The sequence below is a fragment of the Veronia pacifica genome, from assembly GCF_001707825.1.
GTDB classification, from domain to species: domain Bacteria; phylum Pseudomonadota; class Gammaproteobacteria; order Enterobacterales; family Vibrionaceae; genus Veronia; species Veronia pacifica.
The window spans coordinates 117470-137521 of record NZ_LYBM01000003.1 but is presented as its reverse complement, the minus strand read 5'-3'; the positions used below and the strand labels follow the sequence as shown (position 1 = coordinate 137521).

At 42.2% G+C, this 20052-nt stretch carries 18 protein-coding genes; 9 read left to right on the top strand and 9 right to left on the bottom strand.

Annotation, left to right across the window (positions count from 1 at the left end):
- Positions 1-223: 223 nt before the first annotated feature.
- The 9 genes from A8L45_RS03405 to A8L45_RS03365 are packed head-to-tail and all read right to left on the bottom strand — an operon-like array spanning position 224 to position 8470.
- Complete coding sequence (locus tag A8L45_RS03405) at positions 224-1558, bottom strand: EscU/YscU/HrcU family type III secretion system export apparatus switch protein (protein ID WP_068899219.1); 1335 nt, start codon at positions 1556-1558, stop codon at positions 224-226.
- Positions 1555-2361: a type III secretion system export apparatus subunit SctT gene (gene sctT / locus A8L45_RS03400; RefSeq protein WP_068899217.1), complete on the bottom strand. Its 807-nt coding sequence runs from the start codon at positions 2359-2361 to the stop codon at positions 1555-1557. The genes A8L45_RS03405 and sctT overlap by 4 nt, the downstream gene beginning before the upstream one ends.
- 8 nt (positions 2362-2369) lie before the next feature.
- Entirely contained in the window at positions 2370-2627 is a 258-nt protein-coding gene (gene sctS / locus A8L45_RS03395; RefSeq protein ID WP_068899215.1) for a type III secretion system export apparatus subunit SctS, read from the bottom strand.
- 25 nt (positions 2628-2652) lie between these two features.
- Positions 2653-3315: a type III secretion system export apparatus subunit SctR gene (gene sctR / locus A8L45_RS03390; protein WP_068899214.1), complete on the bottom strand. Its 663-nt coding sequence runs from the start codon at positions 3313-3315 to the stop codon at positions 2653-2655.
- On the bottom strand, positions 3315-4664 hold the full coding sequence (locus A8L45_RS03385; RefSeq protein WP_068899212.1) for a FliM/FliN family flagellar motor switch protein: 1350 nt from the start codon (positions 4662-4664) through the stop codon (positions 3315-3317). The genes sctR and A8L45_RS03385 overlap by 1 nt, the downstream gene beginning before the upstream one ends.
- A 40-nt stretch (positions 4665-4704) precedes the next feature.
- On the bottom strand, positions 4705-5481 hold the full coding sequence (locus tag A8L45_RS03380) for a hypothetical protein (protein WP_068899210.1): 777 nt from the start codon (positions 5479-5481) through the stop codon (positions 4705-4707).
- Positions 5474-5977: a hypothetical protein gene (locus A8L45_RS03375; protein ID WP_068899208.1), complete on the bottom strand. Its 504-nt coding sequence runs from the start codon at positions 5975-5977 to the stop codon at positions 5474-5476. Before A8L45_RS03375 ends, A8L45_RS03380 begins: the two co-directional genes overlap by 8 nt.
- Positions 5967-7343, bottom strand: a complete 1377-nt coding sequence (locus A8L45_RS03370) for a FliI/YscN family ATPase (RefSeq protein ID WP_068899207.1) — start codon at positions 7341-7343, stop codon at positions 5967-5969. Before A8L45_RS03370 ends, A8L45_RS03375 begins: the two co-directional genes overlap by 11 nt.
- On the bottom strand, positions 7343-8470 hold the full coding sequence (locus tag A8L45_RS03365; protein WP_068899206.1) for a hypothetical protein: 1128 nt from the start codon (positions 8468-8470) through the stop codon (positions 7343-7345). Before A8L45_RS03365 ends, A8L45_RS03370 begins: the two co-directional genes overlap by 1 nt.
- 486 nt (positions 8471-8956) lie before the next feature.
- Here A8L45_RS03365 and A8L45_RS03360 point away from each other — a divergent pair, with 486 nt between their 5' ends.
- The 9 genes from A8L45_RS03360 to A8L45_RS03315 all read left to right on the top strand — a co-directional run bounded on the left by A8L45_RS03360 (position 8957) and on the right by A8L45_RS03315 (position 20046).
- Entirely contained in the window at positions 8957-9502 is a 546-nt protein-coding gene (locus A8L45_RS03360) for an RNA polymerase sigma factor (RefSeq protein WP_068899204.1), read from the top strand.
- Between the two features lie 577 nt (positions 9503-10079).
- Positions 10080-11264, top strand: a complete 1185-nt coding sequence (locus A8L45_RS03355) for a DUF1521 domain-containing protein (protein WP_068899203.1) — start codon at positions 10080-10082, stop codon at positions 11262-11264.
- A 60-nt stretch (positions 11265-11324) separates the two neighbouring features.
- Entirely contained in the window at positions 11325-11549 is a 225-nt protein-coding gene (locus tag A8L45_RS03350) for a hypothetical protein (protein ID WP_068899202.1), read from the top strand.
- Positions 11550-11553: 4 nt separating this feature from the next.
- A complete protein-coding gene (locus A8L45_RS03345; protein ID WP_068899201.1) occupies positions 11554-11922 on the top strand; it encodes a hypothetical protein in 369 nt (122 codons plus the stop codon).
- 158 nt (positions 11923-12080) lie between these two features.
- On the top strand, positions 12081-12461 hold the full coding sequence (locus tag A8L45_RS03340; protein ID WP_068899200.1) for a hypothetical protein: 381 nt from the start codon (positions 12081-12083) through the stop codon (positions 12459-12461).
- Positions 12462-13154: 693 nt separating this feature from the next.
- The gene (locus A8L45_RS03335; RefSeq protein WP_068899199.1) at positions 13155-15353 is read left to right on the top strand and encodes a secretin N-terminal domain-containing protein; all 2199 of its coding nucleotides are present in this window, start codon (positions 13155-13157) and stop codon (positions 15351-15353) included.
- A gap of 386 nt (positions 15354-15739) precedes the next feature.
- Positions 15740-16930, top strand: coding sequence for an HrpJ domain-containing protein (locus tag A8L45_RS03325; RefSeq protein WP_068899197.1), 1191 nt, complete (start codon positions 15740-15742; stop codon positions 16928-16930).
- A gap of 1 nt (position 16931) precedes the next feature.
- A complete protein-coding gene (gene sctV / locus A8L45_RS03320) occupies positions 16932-19076 on the top strand; it encodes a type III secretion system export apparatus subunit SctV (protein ID WP_068899196.1) in 2145 nt (714 codons plus the stop codon).
- Between the two features lie 85 nt (positions 19077-19161).
- Positions 19162-20046 carry a sigma 54-interacting transcriptional regulator gene (locus A8L45_RS03315; RefSeq protein WP_068899194.1) on the top strand — a complete coding sequence of 295 codons (885 nt, stop codon included), beginning with the start codon at positions 19162-19164 and terminating at the stop codon, positions 20044-20046.
- The last annotated feature ends 6 nt before the right edge of the window (positions 20047-20052 follow it).

Below are 20052 nucleotides of genomic sequence, written 5' to 3'. Positions count from 1 at the left end.
CGAGATATTTTATTGCGCATGTAGTCTAATAGATGCTATGTATTTCTATTTAAATCATTAGGTTAATGAGAGGCATTGTACTTAATGTGTCATAAATCGGATTGATATGTTTTCGTGTACACAAGCGTTGGGCTTATATCTCAATAGATAGCGATTAAACATTCGGACGTGCTGATATTAAACCAGTAGGCTGACAGTGTATCTTTATCGTCTTGTCAGAATATTATTGTTTTGGGTGAACTTCTTCGGGGTCGTCATCATTATCAGGCCCCTTATTAAGTCCGCTGAAAGGGCTATTATCGAGAAATTGATTGAGACTTTCACCGAGTCTTTCATTAAGTTCGTCATTCGAGCTTTCGTCGAGTTTATCATCAAGCTCCACATCCAATTCGTTGCTCAACAGCTCATCTTGAACTTCATCAGTCTCAGCCTTGTTTCCATCATCATAAAGTTCATCTGGGAACTCAATAATACCCTCAGAGTTGTACCACTCTGAAACTTCATCAGGCGGTAATTCGTTATTGATGAGTTCGACAAGTTTATAGACGATGACCACCGCTTTCATGGTTTCTCTCGGGATATTATCGCCTTCCTCAGTCATTCTTGCCAAAGTCCGTGCCAGCCACACAAAGCGAACAACAGGAAGCTTCTCTTCCCTTGCTTCTTTGATCACGTCTCTCGCTTCGTTGTCTGCTCGGTTATATATGATCACTGGCAATGGATGTTCGTCAGGTTTGTAACTGAGAGCGATAGCAAAGTGCGTCGGGTTAACGACGACCATATCAGCATCTTTGATTTTGGGTTGCGGCGGTGGGCTATTCATCAACTCCATAAAGAAGTTTTTTCGTTCAGATTTCATCTCTGGCGAACCGAACATCTCCTTGTACTCTCGTATTACCTCGTCCTTGGACATCTTTATTTTCTTCTCACTGAAGTATTTTTTCAGCAGCACATCAGCGACCGCCAGTGCCAACAACAGTGCGGCGCATAGACGAACAATAAATATGAATATGTCGGAGAAGGTCCTCCACATTTCAGCCAATGTGACTCTCGGTAAATAGAGCATATCCTGAAAATAAAACAGGGTAACGTAGGTAAAAATGATCCCGATAAGAATTGCCTTAATGATATTCATCACAAGCTCTAGCAACTTTTCCATTGAGAACATATTTTTGAAGTTTGAAATTGGATTTATTTTACCCAGTGCATTGTCTGTCAACGCTTTCGGCGCGAACAGAAAGCCAATTTGCAACCATGTTCCTACCAGTCTGGCAGCGATGGCAGTGACCAGAATGATTCCGGTGAGTACAGCAAAGAATACGAGAGTATTTTTCGCCACCATTTCAATAGCCTTGTCGAAAGGCACGTTCATTACGTTAATGGCGAATAAAATACCCGCAGAGAGTTTTTCCATGCCCATTTCGACCAGCGCAATGAACACTTCAAGAACAGCTATCAGGATGAAGAATTTGGGTAACTCCTGACTCTGGCCAACCTGCCCTTTTTCTCTGGAGTCTTTCTTTTTCTTCTCCGTGGGTTTTTCCGTTTTTTCACTCATTCTGCCTCCAATAAAACAGAGCCAATGATCGCCTTTATATCCCTAAGAACGTCGAATTCATCCACGAAAAAGTACCAAAGGATTGGCAGGTAAAAGATCAAAATGCCATATCCGACAAGGCATTTTAACGGCATAGCCAAAATAAATGCTTGTAACTGGGGCGCATAAAGGCTGATGAGAGAGATGCCAAAATCAACCAGGAGTAATACCACCATCACTGGGAATGCATACACCACCATTTGAATAAAAATCGACCCCATGAGCTTGTGCCAAACTTCAGTGCCTTCAGTGGTGATGGTAGGAAACATATCGAAAACTGGCCATATTCCGTAACTGTCGTAGATCACTGAGAGCAAAATGGTGAAGCCTCCCATTGAGATCAGCAGCATGATAATTGTTTGCTGGAAGAAGTGCCCTGACGGGGAGGCCGCTGAGGTGATCGCCGGGTTAAACTGACCACCAATCAGTGCGCCGCGTTGGTTATCAAAGATCGTACCCACACCGTCTATGATCCAAAAGGGGATACATAACACCACAGCAATAACGAGTCCGATAAAAAGCTCTTTAGCCGTAAACATTATAATGGCGAATAAACCAAGATCCTGCTCATTGAGAGGGTCGATCAGAGAGTAGGCGACCATGAGAGAGAGTGAAAGTACAATACCATTATTGAGCAGTTGATTTTTCGCAGAAAGATTCAATGCCGGTACCAATATAAAACTCGGTAAAATTCTGGCCATTGCTAATGGTAATGCGATGATCCAGCTGCCAAGTGTGTCGATAACGGATGCGTTGAATTCCATGGTAATAACTAATAGTTAATGATTGCGCCAAAGGCATATTGGGCGAACTGCATTAGTTCAGATCCTACCCACTGGCCAGTGGCAATAATGCATACAACAACACCGATCAACTTAAGAGAAAATGGAAGGGTTTGATCCTGTATTTGCATTACGGCTTGTATTAGAGAGATAAGTACCCCGATCACGATCGCAGTGATCAGTGCGGGTGCTGATAACATAACGACCAGTAAAATGCCTTGCTCGGATATCGTAAATATGTCTTGCATGTTTTTCTCTGCTGTCCATTACGCGCTACAAATAACTCAGCATCAAGCCGTCCAAGACTTTGGTCCAGCCATCAATGAGGACAAAAAGCAGTATTTTCACTGGTGTTGCAATCATTATCGGTGCGACCATCTGCATACCGAGCGCAAGAAGGATATTTGAGATCAGTAAATCGATAACAACGAAGGGAACATAGATCAGAAACCCAATCTTAAATGCTTTCTCCAGTTCTGAAATAGTAAAAGTTGGCAGTATGATAAGCAGATGGTTTTTACTTTCTTCTACTGTCACTTCTCGCTTCCATAGCTGGGAAGCGATGTCGCGAAAATGTTCTCGAATTTCAGGAGATGAGTTATCGTCGATGAATTCTTTCAGCGGTTGCAAAACAATGGTGGCCTTGTTCGATAACTCTTCCTTTGAATCCATTGAGTTAATCGGTGTCTCTAACTCCGTGAACTTCTTATCCATTTTTTCTATCACGGGCGTCATAACGAACAAGGTAGAAATTAAAGCAATGGAGTAGACGGCAATGTTGGGTGGCATCTGCTGAATACCGAGGGCATTACGCAGTATCATCAGTACCATAGAGATTTTGAGAAAAGCTGTGGATACCACAAATATCAATGGCAGAACAGACAGTCCCGCCAATACAAAGATTAGGGTAAAGGGTTGAATGCTTTGCTCAAACATCAGTCAAAGTCCACATGTGTTATTTTCAGCCCCAATCGGTTATTGATCTCTACCAACTCCCCTTGTGCTATCTGCCTTTCCTTGTAGAACAACTGAGCCAAGCCTGGGTTGGCATCGTCCGAGACTAAAATATCCCCCGGAACCATCTGAGATAGGTTATCGATTGGCACATTAATATGGCCATGACGTATCGTCAGTTCCAGCATGATACTACCAAGGCCAGATTCCTCTAAGTTTGGCGAAGGTGGAATATTATCCGCATAGTTATTAAGAGGCGGCGGTTCAGCAACTTGGTTTTCTTGTTGCAATTCCTCTGGCATTTCACCGTACGCTGGCTGGCCATCATCCATCAGAGGGCTGTCCATTATGTGCTCATCCGCCATGGATTCGTCCGCCATCATTGGACTGTCCATTGAAAAGGTGTCTGTTGGGGGGGCCGCTACCATTTCATCATCTTCAGTTTGGCCTGCTTGCGGTCCATATAAATCCGCGTAATCTTCGTCTGACATCTCGGGTTGTTCAGACGGAAGATTCTGGTCTTCAGGCATACCCGGTAAACTGTTGTCGTTTTCATCGATATCAGACATAACGTTTCCTTCTGTAACATTCTGATAGTGTAGTAATTGATACTGAACCGTGTGACTTTGTTGACGGCATGCAAGCGACCATTGACGTTTTCCTATGGTGAGCAGGCCGTTCCCCTCGGTATCGAACATGGGCATGTCAGGGATCAACACATCACCTGAGGACAGATTTCTCATCGTGGTATAAGGTAGAGAGACAGTTCCCAGCACCATAGGCACGGAAAGCACTAATGAGCCTCTGTAAGGGCGGGGTAGTGGCGTAAATATTTCCAGCCAGCGGTGTAGTGTTTCAAACGGCAACTTGAGGTTAAATGTTGCGTCTTTATCTCCGCGGATCACATTAAGTTGGAGCAACTGGCACTGTGTGTCAAAAGGTCTGATTGGACACAAATGCTCAAAAAAATGACCACAACCTTGAACCAGATATTTCAGAGCATTTTTTAACTCGAATTGAGCATTGAGAATGGCATTTGAGTCAGACTCGGATGTAACTTCATCTCTAATGAACAATGATTTTGGCAATGCCACTGGCAAGAGTGACAAAACGCGAAACAAAAGCTCAGGCTGGTCAACTGCAAATTTGCCCAGTTTGGAATTGAACCAAATCCAGTTGCAATCGTCTTGGTTATTGTCATCGAGTGCTGATAGGACTAGTGCTCCTTGTTGATCACCAAATTCTAAAGGAACCATTGCTGCATTTGCCAGCCGACCAAGGCAGTCGTATTCGACCGCCGATATCTTTTTTATTGTTAGAGATTTTGGCACCGTGTGTTTCCCACTTTAACAGTCTTGACGACATGATGGCTCAGGCAGTGGTTCCAACCAGTGATATGTTAACACCGCTGTTTGTCTCATCGCTCAAGCCTTCTTCAAGTTTTTTCTTCATGCTTGCGAGCCGCAGCAGCGACTCGTCGGATTCAGCTTGTATTTCCAGTTCCCACGCATCACCGCTGGGATTATCGACTTTAACTTTTATCTCCCCGAGTTTAGGGTGTCGTATCACCGCATTCATCGGATACAACTGTTTAATGTCGTTGATTAAATTCGACATACTGTGAATAAGTTGATTCGTGGCAACAATATCCGCCTTTGATTGAGTAGCTTGTGTCGAGTTCATCATTTGAGCCGCATCTGCTTTTTGCTGAGCGGTGAAAAATGATGACTCAACTTTCGACATGATGTCTTTGATAGACTCATTCTTTTTTGGGGCATTATCGGCTCTTGCCGCCGACAACTGTGTGAGAAATTGGCTGATGGCAATGTTGCTTGAGCCTGCCAGCTGCAATTCCTTATCAAGTAGCTGTGATTTGCGCTGATTTTTTCTTGCCTGCTTTGCCCGTGACTTTTTTTCTGTTGCTCTGGTTTGCTCATTGTTGCTATTTTCAGATTGTTTAATGGCTCTCTGCTGGCTATCTGTTGTTTCGCCTTGCTGAGATACCGAAGCATTCCCTCTTGAATTCATCGGTATGTTTTCAAGCACCTCGTCTGATTTTTTTTGCTCAACATGCTTGTCGTTATGATTTGTATGACTCGCATCTGCCGTTGAGGATGGGGGACTACCAATACTCTTGTTATCAGCCATTCTCTGAATCTCCTGTAACCAGATGCTCCTGTAATAAGCTTAGTCGCTCAATATTTTTTGTGAGGTTTTTCACTGTGTTATTAGCAACTTCAAGTTCTTGTGTTGATTCTTCTACTTTACTCTCTGCTGCGTAAATAGCAGATTGGGAACCTCTGATCCTATCCTTTAAGATCTCAAAGGCTTTTCTGTCTTGTTCGAACACGGCGATACTGGAGACATGCTTTCTTGGGTTCTTCATTGCTGATTTCAACATCTTCTTGTTTTCTTTTTTGACCAGTTCCAGCACTGACTCTGCGTGTTTTAACTGGATTTCATCACGCTTTTTTTGCGCCATGGCTTGTGCACGGTTAAGTTCAGCTTTAATCCGTCGTTGTTCCCTGATAAATTTTATTTGGCCCAACACATCAGATACACGTTGAAGTTCATCGTTAGTATCATCATCTTCCTCAGGTTCAAAAAAAGCTGGTTTTTTTCGCCGAAACTTATCATCCTGCACCTCCAGCACCCGCTCTGGCAATTTCACCTACGGCATTGACGGTATCATTGAAATCCGTCAGGTCCTCACGGGATTGACGGGTGAATTGCATAATGTGTGGATTCAATGAAACCGCGATATCAACGTTCGGATCACTACCCTGTTGATACTCTCCAAGACGAATCAACAACTCGTTCTCTTTATAGGTGCTAAGAAGCTTCCTTACTGTCGTCGATGCAAATTCATGTTCTGGTGAAACAACATTTGTCATTGTCCTACTCAAACTCTGCAGTACATCAAGAGCTGGGAAGTGGCCTTTTTCCGCCATTTCACGGCTTAGCACTAAATGTCCGTCAAGTAAGGATCTTGCCTCGTCTGAGATTGGGTCAGCAGTAATATTTTTTTCCACCAGAACGGTATAAAAGGCTGTAATTGAGCCTATTTTTGCTGGGCCTGCTCGCTCAAGCATTCTTGGCATTAAGCTGAACACAGAAGGTGGAAATCCTGCACGACCGGGTGGTTCACCCGCTGCAAGTCCGATTTCACGTTGTGCCCGAGCGAAACGTGTTAGAGAGTCAATTAACAAAAGAACATTCTTTCCCTGATCTCGCAGTGCTTCGGCAACTGCAGTCGCTGTGAATGCGGCTCGCGCCCTTTCCATGGACGTTTTATCCGAGGTAGCACATACGAAAATAGATTTCGCTCTCAAGTCCGCATCCAGCTCATGTTCAATAAATTCATTCAATTCACGGCCACGCTCACCAACCAGACCGAAAACGATGGCATCGCTTGAACAGCCCCGCGCTATTTGCGCCATCAGTGTTGATTTACCACAGCCCGGACCTGCGAAAATTCCGAGTCTCTGGCCCTTACCAATTGTATTGAAGGCGTCTATTGTCCTTATCCCGGTAGGGAAGGCCTGATCAATTCTTGGTTTTTCCAATGGATTGAGTGCTTCCGACATAACAGGAGATGAGACAGATACTTTCTGTTCGCAGAAAATAGTGCGGTTACTTTCGCCAAGAGGACGGCCAAAGCCATCAAACATCTGGCCAAAGACGGGAATAGTGAGATCCAATGAATGGGGCACGAAAAATGGACGAATTAAGTCTCCGCTTGCGATACCATCAACGGCGCTGAGTGCGCTCAATAGTACAGTGTCGTCATCAAAGGACACCACTTCAGAGAGAATCGGTGGATAGTCGCCTGGCAGGATCTCGCACAAGTCGCCTATTCTTGCTTGTGGAATTTTGCATCGAATCAAAGTGCCAACAACACCGATTACTTTGCCTCGTACTTGAACGGCAGAATAGGCATGCTTGTTCTCAGACAACAAAGACGTAATCGCGTTTAACTTCTCGTCTATTACCGCGGCTGATGCTGTCATTACCACGACACCTCAATATTTTCCTGTCCTTCAAAAACGACCTTGTCGTTACTGATTGAGACAAGACGCATATTTTCCAGCTCATCACCAACAAAAAGGCGTTTACCATCTTTAGTAATAATATGTGCCATTGGCCCAGATACAATTTGTACAATCTCAAATGGCAAGCCTTTTGCCCCAACATTCCAGTTGGCGACAACAGATACTGCTCCTTTGTATCGTCCCTCAAATCTATCTATGGTGCGCATTAAAATGGGTTCTTCCGTCTCGCTAAGTCGACCGGACACTTCAATACGCTCACTCCCAACGACCTTAATCACCAAGCCTGAACCAATCTCACGCTTATCCATCATTTCGCGGAATAACGTTTTCGCATGTTTAGCTGTTAATTCGGGCTTTGGATTGGCAATCGGTTGTACAAATTGCGTTGTGACCTGAGATATGCTCGCATTTGTCGGCGTCTGGGACGGGTTTGCTTGATCGATAGTTTCTATTCGATTTCTGGTTGGCTGCGCAATCGTGGTGTTTTGTTGCTGTATCGCCGCCTCTTTCTGCAAAGTTGCAAAGTCAGTTGAGTGTGTTTTCTGGCTGGTGAAATTGAAATAGTTATTTGACACGGCGTGATAAACCCCGGCAGATAACGCTAAAAAAGCAACACAGAATGTAGCCAGTCTGAGCGGTCGACGGCGACCAGTTTTCTTTTGACCCAATGCTTTTATATTGTTTTCTTTTTCGGCATTCTTACCGAATTGGTGGCTTATCGATAGCTCTTCAAGTGTCCATGGTGTGTCGTGAGTGCTCACGACAAAACTGAGCCCACTGATACTGAACATTTCATCAAGTCTTACGCAAATTGAATCATCCATTATCTTTTCAGGAGATTTTGGCTGCGTATTCTCTTCCGTTGCTGCAGGCACTCTGGTGAGTCGCCACAGCATGACGTTTTCTGGGCTTCTGCCAGCCGTCAAGTCGCCAGAAACCAGTTCAAGCACAAAGCTTTGGTCCCCACAGACTTCATTTGGCAGGTTCAAATCAGCCAGCTCTGTTGACCCGATTAGCCATCGAGTCCCTACCAGTGGTAGGAGAGCGACATCATTTGAGCCTCGATAATACCTAAGTTCAAACATACCTACGACGCCATTGAGTAAAACTTGCTATTCACAAATTATGTACCGTGTAGAGCGAGAATATTCGCCTCACTCCTTTATATTTATAAGTTTGAAAAATTTTTCCATATAAACAGATGAGTATTGTAACTATTTTCTGTTTATTTATTCCTTCACACTGCAAATATAACAACGTGTGAATTGTTTTGTCACTGTAATATGTTTCAAATAACATACTTTTTTTATGAAACTTTTTTCAAGTTGTTGCTTTTATATATAAATAACTAAATAAAAAGTATTTTGAAAAAAAATTCACAATAAAAAAATTAATTTTTGAAATAAATTACAAATGCTGGTTTTTAAAGAAGAATAAGCGTGTAAATTTACTGTTATTATCTTTTTCTCATTAGTGAAACACATAATTACTGGTATTGCCTGCTGCTTTAAATCATATTTCGAATATCCGGAATAACTATTTAAATGATGGGAGCGGGGAGGGAATATATCATGAAATCTGAAATTGATACGCCAGAAAGAGTAGAAACTATTTTCAATAATAGTGATATTGAGTGGGAAAATATTTTCCTTAAAGAGCGTGAGAAGTTATTTGCTTTTGTTTTTAAGAAACTAAAAAGAACAAGTGAAAGCGAAGATGTTGTGCAACAGGTTTATACGTTAGTAATGAAGAATAGCCATAATTTCTGTGGAAATTCAAAACCTGAAACATGGATGTTTGGCATTGCAAATAACCTCACCAAGAAGTTCTATCGCGATGATAGGCGCATGGAGACCAACTGCGATGATTCATACATTACTGACCTTTGTGACAGTACTAATGATTGCTCGCGCAAAGTGGAGGCAGAGTTAATGTTAAAGAGAACTAAAGAAGCAATTGATAAGTTACCTGAGAAGATGCGATACGTGCTGAGTAAGTTCGCATATGATGGTTACAGCTATGACGAAATTGCAGAGGATCTCGGTGTTCCTGTTGGCACTGTGCGCTCAAGACTGAGTCGCGCTAGAGCCATGCTTCAAGACCACTTGGACCGTTGATTTTTTTTTGGAACTGTATGACTGTTCCGAGCACTAAGTATTGTAAGCATACATTGAGAGGTACATTATCGGCATAGTCTTATTCAAACTAACCCCCCACTAACTGTTATAAATACCAATATAAAAATTGGAATATTTAATCGATTTTTAGATATGGGTTGGAACATGGAATAGGGTGAGTAACGATATTCCCTCTAAACAATTTAGATTGGGCACTTTAATTTTTTTGTTTTTTAATATTTTGTTGTAATACTGTTTTTTAAATTTTTTAGATACAGTTCAGAAAAAAAATTTGATGAATATGTGGAACTAAAAAGTGTATTAAAGAACACAGATGCTACAACAGGCAACTACTAACAGCGATGTAAAGAATATTTTAAGAACGTATATTCATTATACAGATATGTTGCAGGTATGAGAACTGAGAAACCTTTAGAGCGCAATTTATTTTAGGCAGACGAATTGTTTACCAGATTTCGGAGAAGTAATCTTGGCAAAAGTTCGTGAAAGGTTATTAAAAAGGTTATATGTATTTTCACAAATACGATCAAAAAGGATAATTAATTAGGAGGAATCTATGAATTACCTTGGTCAGAACCAACAGTATCACTGCTACCCTCGTCCGGGATGCCATAACCCTTATGTTCCAGGGCAGAACCTGTTTGCTGCATATTACGGAAGTACCAGTACCATTGAGACCGATGGTAAAAATGGTGAATCTAAAACCGCAGCATGGGAAAACGACAACTACACCATTACTTTTGACGACAGCAGCTCGAAAATGAAGATATGCAATAAGCATACTGGTGAAACATACACAGTAAGCGGCGACCCACACCTTTACATTGGTGATAAAGATGAGCCGGGCTCGAATAAGCATGTCAGTGATTTCTACAACGACGGAGTAATCACGCTTGATGACGGCACCCAGATTCATATGGATACCATCAAAAGCAAAACGGGTAACTGGCAAAACATGACGGTCTTGGACAAGGTGACAATCATCGAACCTAATGCCAACAAAGCAACACAAATCTCTAACCTCGACTTGGATGACAAGTGTAACCTTGAAGTCAAATGTGGCTCTATCCACGAGATTTGTGGGTGGAACGGCGGTGGTACAGGTGTCGATTACAGTACAGCACTGAAATTCAAGGAAGCTTTTGGCGAAAAACCGGGTCTATATGTGTTGGGCGCCGATGGTAAACCAAACTTGATCACCTCAGAGACCGATCTTGCTGATGGTAAAGAACTGATTAAGCACATCGAGGAAGAGCTGAATAAAAACGGCTACGGCGACGCTGGCAGTATTATCGGAGGTTGCAAACCTGGCTATATGCATAAGCTTGTACAGTATATCCTGCAACAGTATCTCCAGCAGATCTGTCACATGTTTGGTAACAACGCAGGCGTATCACCTTTTGGTGGCAGCGGTAATTTTGGCCAACAGTATGCACACCTTGGTGCGACGCAGAGCTTCGGACAAGGCATTCAAAACTTTATGAAGCCGCAATTTACGGTACCTGGTTTCATTAATGCCAACAATGTGTACGGTCTCATGCAGGCTTCAACGATATGGGATAAGACCAATACCGCAATGGCGCAATACATGAACTCCATTGGCACAAACATCAACTACATGCCACCAAACATCCTCAACATGGGCTTCCATGGTGGTGGCGGCTTGAACATGATTTGTGGCTTCGGTGGATATGGCGGCATGATGGGTCAAGGTCACATACCGCATTCTTGGTTGCGATAGTAAACGAAAAAGCAGTCCCGGCTTATATAGCCGGGACTATCTTTCGAAGGGAGTTTGATTATGCAGACTACTGAACGTGTGAACAGCATTTATCAGCGGTTAATGGAGAGAACTGAAGGTCTGCACAATATGACCAAATCCATTAACGAAGCTAGAAACAGTATTAGTTCAGGCGATATGGTCGCTTTATATAACGCCAAAATGGAAGCTAACCTTGCTTTTGACAGACTTCGCGCTGCCAAAAAGATTAGAGATGTAAAAAAACAAATATTAAGGTCTATGTAACCATATGGATCAGATTAATCATCAGTTTGACGCATTATATTCAGAATGGAAGGGAAGACCCGAGCGGGAGCTGTCTTTTCATTGTGATGATGTGAAAGTGAATCTTAAAAAGCTGGAGAGAAGTATCTTAATAGAAAGCACCCTACCAGATAGATGGATAAAAGGTAGGTATGATTTAGATAAGGTACTCTATTATACGCTTATTAGTGCTGAACATTATCCAGCAGCACCTGCTATTAAAGAGGAAGACAGCTCACTTTGGTTAACGCTTCTTGTTGATGAATTTGCTGAACCGAAAGACGTGGTTTCATTGATTGAGAAGGTGGTCAATCAGGTTGACACTTGGAATTACCTGATTAGCTATGACGAGTAGTTTTTTAGCAGTGTCATGCATGTAACCGATGACATCTATCTAATTTTATAAGGTATTTGATAGGTAATGTGACGGAAGTGAACGGTGTCAAGTCAGCTTAATACTAAAAAAGTATTCACACTAAGGGCCTACTGCGTATCTGCAATAGAGGCAATTCAATGATTACACAACGTAATGATAATGTTGAAGATCTAAGGGAAAGAGAGTTTATACGGTCTCTTGTCGAAGCGGCACAAATGAGCGGTCATCACAACCGTGTGAGCTTTGATATGATACGACTGGGTGAGAACGTCGTTATCACCGCGCAAGATCATTACCCCATTGTCGAGATCTTTGCCATTTATGAAAACCCACCTGAGGGAATGGTTGAAAAGAAACTTGTTCAACGTTTTGAAGACCCTACACGATTTGGAAGATACTTTATTGGTAAAGACAAAAACAAAAATGTTCTTGTTTTTGAACGTGTTTCTGTGGAAAACATGGATGAGTTTTCAGTCTTCAAGTCTATCAGAAACCTTCGCTCGTTCATCTCAGATTGAAAATAGATGTTTATTGACATACACGCCTAAACATATTTATGTGAGGGCGTGCTTATCATTTTGGAGTACGGGTGTAAAAACGATCACATCTATAAACCTTTCGCGTTTCTTCTGTTAGCAAATCACAAATATTGATGGAAAGTTGGATTTGACTCTTTTCTTGTTCTTGTTTGATATCACCCGCTGCCCTGTTAATAAAGTGCTTAATTAGAATGGTTTATGCATCATATTGATTAGTATTTATGTATACATTTTTGCGATGCTCCCATTGTGATACGCAGAGAAACAAAAAAAAAAAATGTGAAACTTAAACACAGATAAAAGTACCCAAGAAGAAGATGAAACCAACTATTAAGCAGATAGTGGGGTGACTTTCTGCTTGGAATGTTACAAAGCGTTAAATGCGGTATAACTACTTAATAAACTCGTAACTGCATGAAACAAAATGCTCATTTATGTGACCTTGTCTAAACTGAATGGAAGCGGGTAGATGCTGACGACCTCTAAACCCAAAGCATTAGGTGAGCCAAATATGCAGTTGGTCGATAGGCATTTTTTGGGCAGGGCGCTTTTTCCCTGATGTAGGGCGTTTTGTGCTGCCTCTGTATGTTACCGGACGGACATCGTCTGCAAATTTGCAACTTGCTGACGGTTAGGAATATTTGATTTTAGAGGTTGTTGATTAGGTATATCATGGACTTGACAAATAAACGAAACAAACCTAAGCGTAACTCCCGCGGCACAATGCCAGCATCCCTTTTTTTTTCTCAATGGGTAAAAGCGACCTTAATTGGCATTGCGACTCTGCTGGTGTGTCAAACATCTACCGCATATACGCCGCCGGAGTGGAAAAAGAGCGGTTATGCGTTAGAAGTAACAAATCGTTCGGTGAGGGATGTACTGGAAGAATTTGCCAACACTTTTGCAGTCACTTTAGTCATCGAGCGTGGGCTCAACTTAAATAAAATTATCAATACTAAGGTGCGATCGAAAGATGCAGCAGCCTTTCTGGATCGATTGGGTATCCAATATAGATTTGACTGGTTTGTTTACGGTAATGCTCTCTATATTAGCGATTCAACACAACGTGTCACAGAGCGAATCAAGGTAGGCAAACAGAACATTGATGACTTGCGTGAGGCCTTGGTATCGATTCGGTTGTTTGAAGAAAAGTTTGGTTGGGGTGTCCTTGAGCAAGAGGGAGCCGTCATTGTGAATGCACCTGAGCGTTATATTTCGCTTATTGAAGGTGTGACTGAGGGATTAAACAAAGAAGAAGAGCGCAAAACCGAAAAAGAAAAAAACAAGTACGAACTCATGGTATTTGAGCTTAATTACGCAGACGTGGGTGACCGAAATATCGCCTACAGGGGCAAGAGTAAAGTCATACCGGGTGTTGCGACAATCTTTAACAATCTTATCGGTGAAGGTGGCAATATTTCGGTTAACTCCCAGCCTAAACCGACTAAAAATAGTGATGAAAATTCACCGCTTAGGTCGAGTCGCAGTGCTTCTTCGTCGGTCACTTCTATCTTAGAAGAAGAAGGGCAGGAGAAATTACTTCCCAAAAACAACAGCGATAAGGATGAGGAGAAAGAAGTCCCTCTAGATCTTTCACGTATGAGAGTTCAAGCTGATATACGCAATAACTCTTTGCTTGTTTTTGCGCCGAAAAGTAAGAGAACAGAATTTGAAAACATTATTAAAGCCCTCGACGTACCAACAGACCTTATCGAGATCAATGCGATAATTATTGATGTCACCCGCGGCAGTTTACTTGAGGCTGGACTGGACTGGGGCGTCACAACAGATGACTTTGAGGTGGGCAGTGGTGGAACGAGGGGACGTCAACAAATAAACCCGTTTTTCCCTGAAAATGCAGCGGCATCTTTCTTTATTGAGTTCCCCCAGAAATTTTTTGCAAATCTCCGATTGTTGGAATCAGAGGATAATGCCTCGATCGTTGCTACTCCCTCGGTATTGACCCAAAACAACCTGCCCGCTGTGATTGATATAAACAATACAGAATTTTTGACTGCGTCGGCTGAGAGAGCTGTCGAGGTCTTACCCGTGACAGCAGGAACAAGCCTTCAAGTGACCCCTCATCTTATTAAGACAAAAACAGGTGAGCTGGTTGAGTTGGACGTTGTCATTGAAGATGGGAAAGTGAATCGTTCCGGTGATCAGGCGCAGTCCGTTTCTTCGGCTAAAAACTCTCTCAGCACTCAGGCAATTGTGAGAGACAAAAACACTATGATGTTTGGTGGATTTAACCTCAAACGTGTCGAGAATACCGAGAAAAAAGTCCCTTTACTGGGCGATATACCTATTATCGGCAGTCTTTTCTCGTTCAATAGTTCAAGTGGCTCACGCCGTGAGAGATTATTTTTGATCACTCCCAGAAAGATATCGATCGATAAAAACCCGCTAGATTACGGTAGCGAGCTTACTAACAGACCCATTGTCGATGCATTAGATAATGTGGCTAGGAAACACCCTACATCAAACCTCGAACCCAAAAAAGATGAGCTCATTGAGGATGTACAGAGGGCAGTAAGAAGCTTGGTGCTTGAAACAGTGCCAGTAGGCTTCACTGAGACAACCTTGGCTTCGTTTAGCAAAACTGACTCCACATACAGGAACAAAAAATGGTGCAGCGGTATGGGGAGTTATATCGACTACGATTCTGCAATACTTTACCGCGGTCAAGAATTCAACATTATCGTTGCGCACACCGTTAACTTTAAAACGACTGAGGTTGTTTACGATCGGTCTTTCTGTCGTAAAAAATCGGTGATTGGTTCAGGGCTTTGGCCCAGAAATCGTTTGGAGCCGGGTGAGTCAGGTGAGATTTTTATTATAGTGAAAAATAACACAAGGAAGAAAAAATGAGGATAGCTAAATATCTGTTGCTGTTGATTTTATTTCCAATATCAGGGTGTGAGCTTATCTCGTTTAACAATTATGCGACAGATATGTTTGACCGTATATATGGCATAAGTGATCGACCTCCGGTGTATCTCGATGAAAAAACGCAAAATTTAATAAATGATAAATTTATTATTTGGCTCAACGACGACTTGGTCGATCAGGCACTGATAATTAATGACAGGGATTAAGTGGTGTATCGAGAAAATTAAACCACTGACTCTGATCATATCCCTCTTTATATTAATGAGTTGAGTCGACATATTGCTGTCGTAAAAATTGTTTGGTAACTAATCACGTCTTAAAAGCACTAAGATCTAATTGATACTTATGTAAGGGAAGGATCAGTCATGCTAAGCGGAATGAACGGGCTAGCCAGCGCAAAGGCCCACGACCTGCTTTACTCTCAACAAAACAAGCCTAATGCGGGTACTCAGCAATCTAGCAATCTCATGCAAAACACCTTTTTTTCATTTGATTCATTAGAAGAAGTTTCAATGAAATTCAATGAGATAAGATTGAGTCGTGAGAAAAAAATTGACGGTAAAGAGCTTGATATCAGGGAATTCTTCAAAGGCGAAGGTTTCAAGAAAGACAAGCAGAAAATGTCGCCTCAGGACATTGAATTCATTAAAAAAGGTATATCTCTTAAAGCGAAAGAGCTGGGTAACGATGTCTGTGAAAGTATCTTCAAGTTATCCAAACTGATGGAAAATAAAATCGTGAAAGGCGGTGATCTTGAATCGTTACTCAAGATTGCCAAACACGACCCAGCGCTTTGCTTTCTCGCATTGAAATGTGGCTATCTCGACGCACTTGAAAATAACAACTCGCGACTGGCAGATAAATTTCAACATTTGGCTAACGAGTTACAGGGCCGCTTCGGTAAAGAGGTGCAGGTCTCGCTGTCGGTTTCATCATTCTATGCTGTTTTGGCAAAAGATCCCGTCAAACGCAGGCAAGCACGAAAAATGTACTATGATAAGGTGCTTGGGAAAGGTTCTCTTCAATCTATAATGGAATTTATTATTTCAGAGTTTGGTGAAGAAGGTTTTGTCTTGGGTTGTACCACAACCGCGGCGGCATTAATTAAAAATATTGATGAACATTCTCACTTTCGTTCTCGCGCCGAATTGAGAACCTTGTACAGTGACCTATCCCGCACCAATACATTGACTGACATGCTTAAAAGTGGGAATAAAATTTTGAGCGAGGTGAAGATCAGGGTAGGAAACGTTGAATACAACGTTGTTGATTTGGTCAAATTCCATATTCAAGCGACTAAAAATAACGTCTTTCTGAATGATGTTAACCAAATTGTCTTCCGGCTTTCTAACGGACAAGAAAAATATATGTCGTGGGTGGCGTGCTTACTGCAGAAAGCCATCTACTCAATGGATGAGTGTCAATGGGAATCACCCCAGGAGTGCTTTGGTACTCGACAAAGTATAGCGAATATCGTTACGCGAATAACCGCAGCGATTGATAAGGACAACCTGGGACAGCCAAGGAGAACAACCCAAATGCTTCGCGTGAGGTAGAATGATAAAACAATTCCTCAACAGGATGTCCATCCAAGGAGGGTTCGGTGCAGAATTAGCACTGATCCTCTTTGTTGTTTTTATAGTGTTCATGTTCATTGTTCCCTTACCGACAATGGCGTTGGATTTTCTTATTGGATTGAACATAAGCTTTGCGGTATTTCTAATCATCCTCGCGATGTATATCCCGAAGCCCACTGAGTTTTCTTCCTTCCCTGCTATCTTGTTGATCACAACCCTGTTCAGGCTCGCCATCACCATTTCCACCACAAGACAGATCCTTTTACAGGCTGATGCCGGCGACATTGTTGAAACCTTCGGTAATTTCGTGGCTGGTGGTAACCTCGCTGTTGGCTTAGTGATCTTTTTAATCATCACCATTGCGCAGTTCATCGTTATTGCAAAAGGCTCTGAGCGTATTGCAGAGGTTGCAGCCAGATTCAACCTTGACGCACTGCCCGGTAAACAAATGTCAATTGATGGTGACCTTAGGGCTGGCGTTATCACTGGTGAACAAGCACAGGAAAAACGGACCAAACTTCAAGAGGAGAGTGGTCTCTATGGTGCACTTGACGGTGCAATGAAATTCGTAAAAGGGGATGCGATTGCAGGCCTGATTGTCGTTTTTGTTAACCTGATTGGCGGCCTGAGCGTTGGTATGCTGCAGTTTGACCTCGACTTTGGCGAAGCAATACAGATATATTCCATTCTGACTATCGGCGATGGTCTTGTCGGCCAAATACCTGCACTGCTGATTTCACTCACTGCTGGCCTCATTGTTTCTCGCGTGACGTCTTCACAGAGCGATAAAGAATCAGAGAGCGTTGGTCTCCAAATTGGTAAAGAGTTTCTCGCTCAACCGAATGCATGGTTGATAACAACGGTCGTGCTGATTGCTTTTTCTCTTGTGCCAGGCATGCCTACCGCTGTATTTATTGCTTTGTCTGCAGCCTCCGGGATTGTATGGATAACCATTATTGCAAAACGCCGTGCCATGCAAAAAGCAATGATGGAACATCAACAGCAGGCTGTTGATTTACGTACGGTTGGTGATAGAGACATTATGGACGTATCGGTTACCAGCCCATACATTCTTTGTTTTCATACTAACCGACAAAATGATCCACGAGCCCACAATCTGGTAGCGGATATACGACGTTGTCGTAACACTTTGGTTATTGATTATGGGATATTCCTACCTGAGTTACTGGTTGTGTTCCGCGAGCGTGTTTCCGAGGATGAGTTTGCTTTTTTCGTTAACGAGATTGTTGAAATGAAGGCAACTTTCCCTGTTGAAGAAGACAAATTTGCGGTTAAAAAGGCATTGGTCGATTCGAAGAGTAGCGATAGTGTCGATGTTTATGCATCGTCAATTAAAGAAAAAACGCGAAAAGAAACGGATTATTATTGGCTGAGTAAAGAAGATTGCGACACGTTAGATATTGAAAAAGACCATAGATTTACACCTTACGATATTATAGTACCTCGGTTCAGAGACACTATATTTAGAACGAGCGCTAGTTTCTTGGGCTTACAAGAAACTAAAACATACCTAACTTTTTTAGCAGAAACCAAGCCTGACCTTATTGAGGAATTAACACGGGTTATTCCCGTACCAACAATATCTGCGGTGTTGAGGTTTCTTGCAGAGGAACAAGTTTCTATTCGTACATTTGCAACTATTGTCGAAGTACTTGTTGAATTCGGTAATTCAGAGAAAAATCCATCAGTATTAACTAATTATGTTCGTTATAGTCTGGGTAAACAAATAACTCAGACATTCCTTTACAATGATATTCTACATGTCGTTCTTTTATCTCCAGAGCTTGAGGAATTATGTAGAACCTTCTTAAGGCTTAATTCAGGCGAGGCATTTCTTGCACTTCAAAATGAACATATGGAAATGATGCATAGGCAAATAAAAGAAATTACTGATTATGTTGAGCACTCTAAAATTCCCATTGTTTTGTTGGCTGCCACCGATTTGAGACGACCACTCTGGGACATGCAAGAAGTATATGATAAACGAATCCCAGTGGTTGCTTTTAACGAAGTTCCTACTACAATTGAGCTGACAGTATATAACTACATAGACGTAGACCAAGGAACCGGAGCAGATAACGTCCATCAAATAGACTCCGCCTGACTTACTGTAATGACTCACGGACAGATTAATTCAATAACGTATTTTTAAGTTATTGGCGAATGGCAGATCAATAGGGAGATTTTTCATGGAACAATTAAGGGAATCTCAATTTGTCGAAGAAAAAAGAATAGCGTCAAATTTGAGGCAAGAAATCGATATATTGAGTCGTTCCTACACAGTCTTTATTGCAGGTGAATACGGTACAGGGAAAGTAAATGTCGCAAGCATTGTGCACAGGGTATCCAAAACAAAGGGCGATTTAGTTGTTGTCGACAGTTCGGCATATAGCGACCTATCTTATGAGTCCTTTACACTTCCTGAACCTTCCTCTGATTCAAATAAAGAATACACGCTTCTTATTACTGAGATAGAAAGAGTACCGTTATTTATTCAGGCAAGAATCGTCGAGAAGTTATTTCCTCGTGCACGAGTAAATAACACAGATACAAGTTCTACTGGTCGCTCCAGACTATATTGCACTTCTCAGTATTCACTTGAGGAACTCTACGAAAATAAGAAAATTCATGATTGTTTGTATTTTTTAATGAGAACAAACCAGCTTGAACTCCCTTCTCTTAGGGAGTGTTCTGTAGATTGCATTTTTAAGTTGTTTTATGAATACGCAGAGAAGTTCTCAAACAGCCAGGATATAGTACTTCCTCAGTTACCTCCAACGATCAGAGAGCAGCTTGCTGCGTATCACTGGCCTGGGAATCTGTGGGAACTACGACAAGTTGCAGAGCAGTTCGTCCTGTATGGCGAAGTGTCTTTGACCCGTGATCTCAAGGCGGTAGAAAACGAGGACGTTGCACCTGGCTCGTTGAAAACGAAGCTCCACCGTGTAGAGAAAGCGATTATTCTGGATTCGATTAATAAGAACCAAGGCAAGCTGAATTTAGTCATGGAAGATTTAGGACTGACACAGCGAACGCTTTACAACCGGTTAAAGGCTCTCAATATTCGCGACTGAAATTGA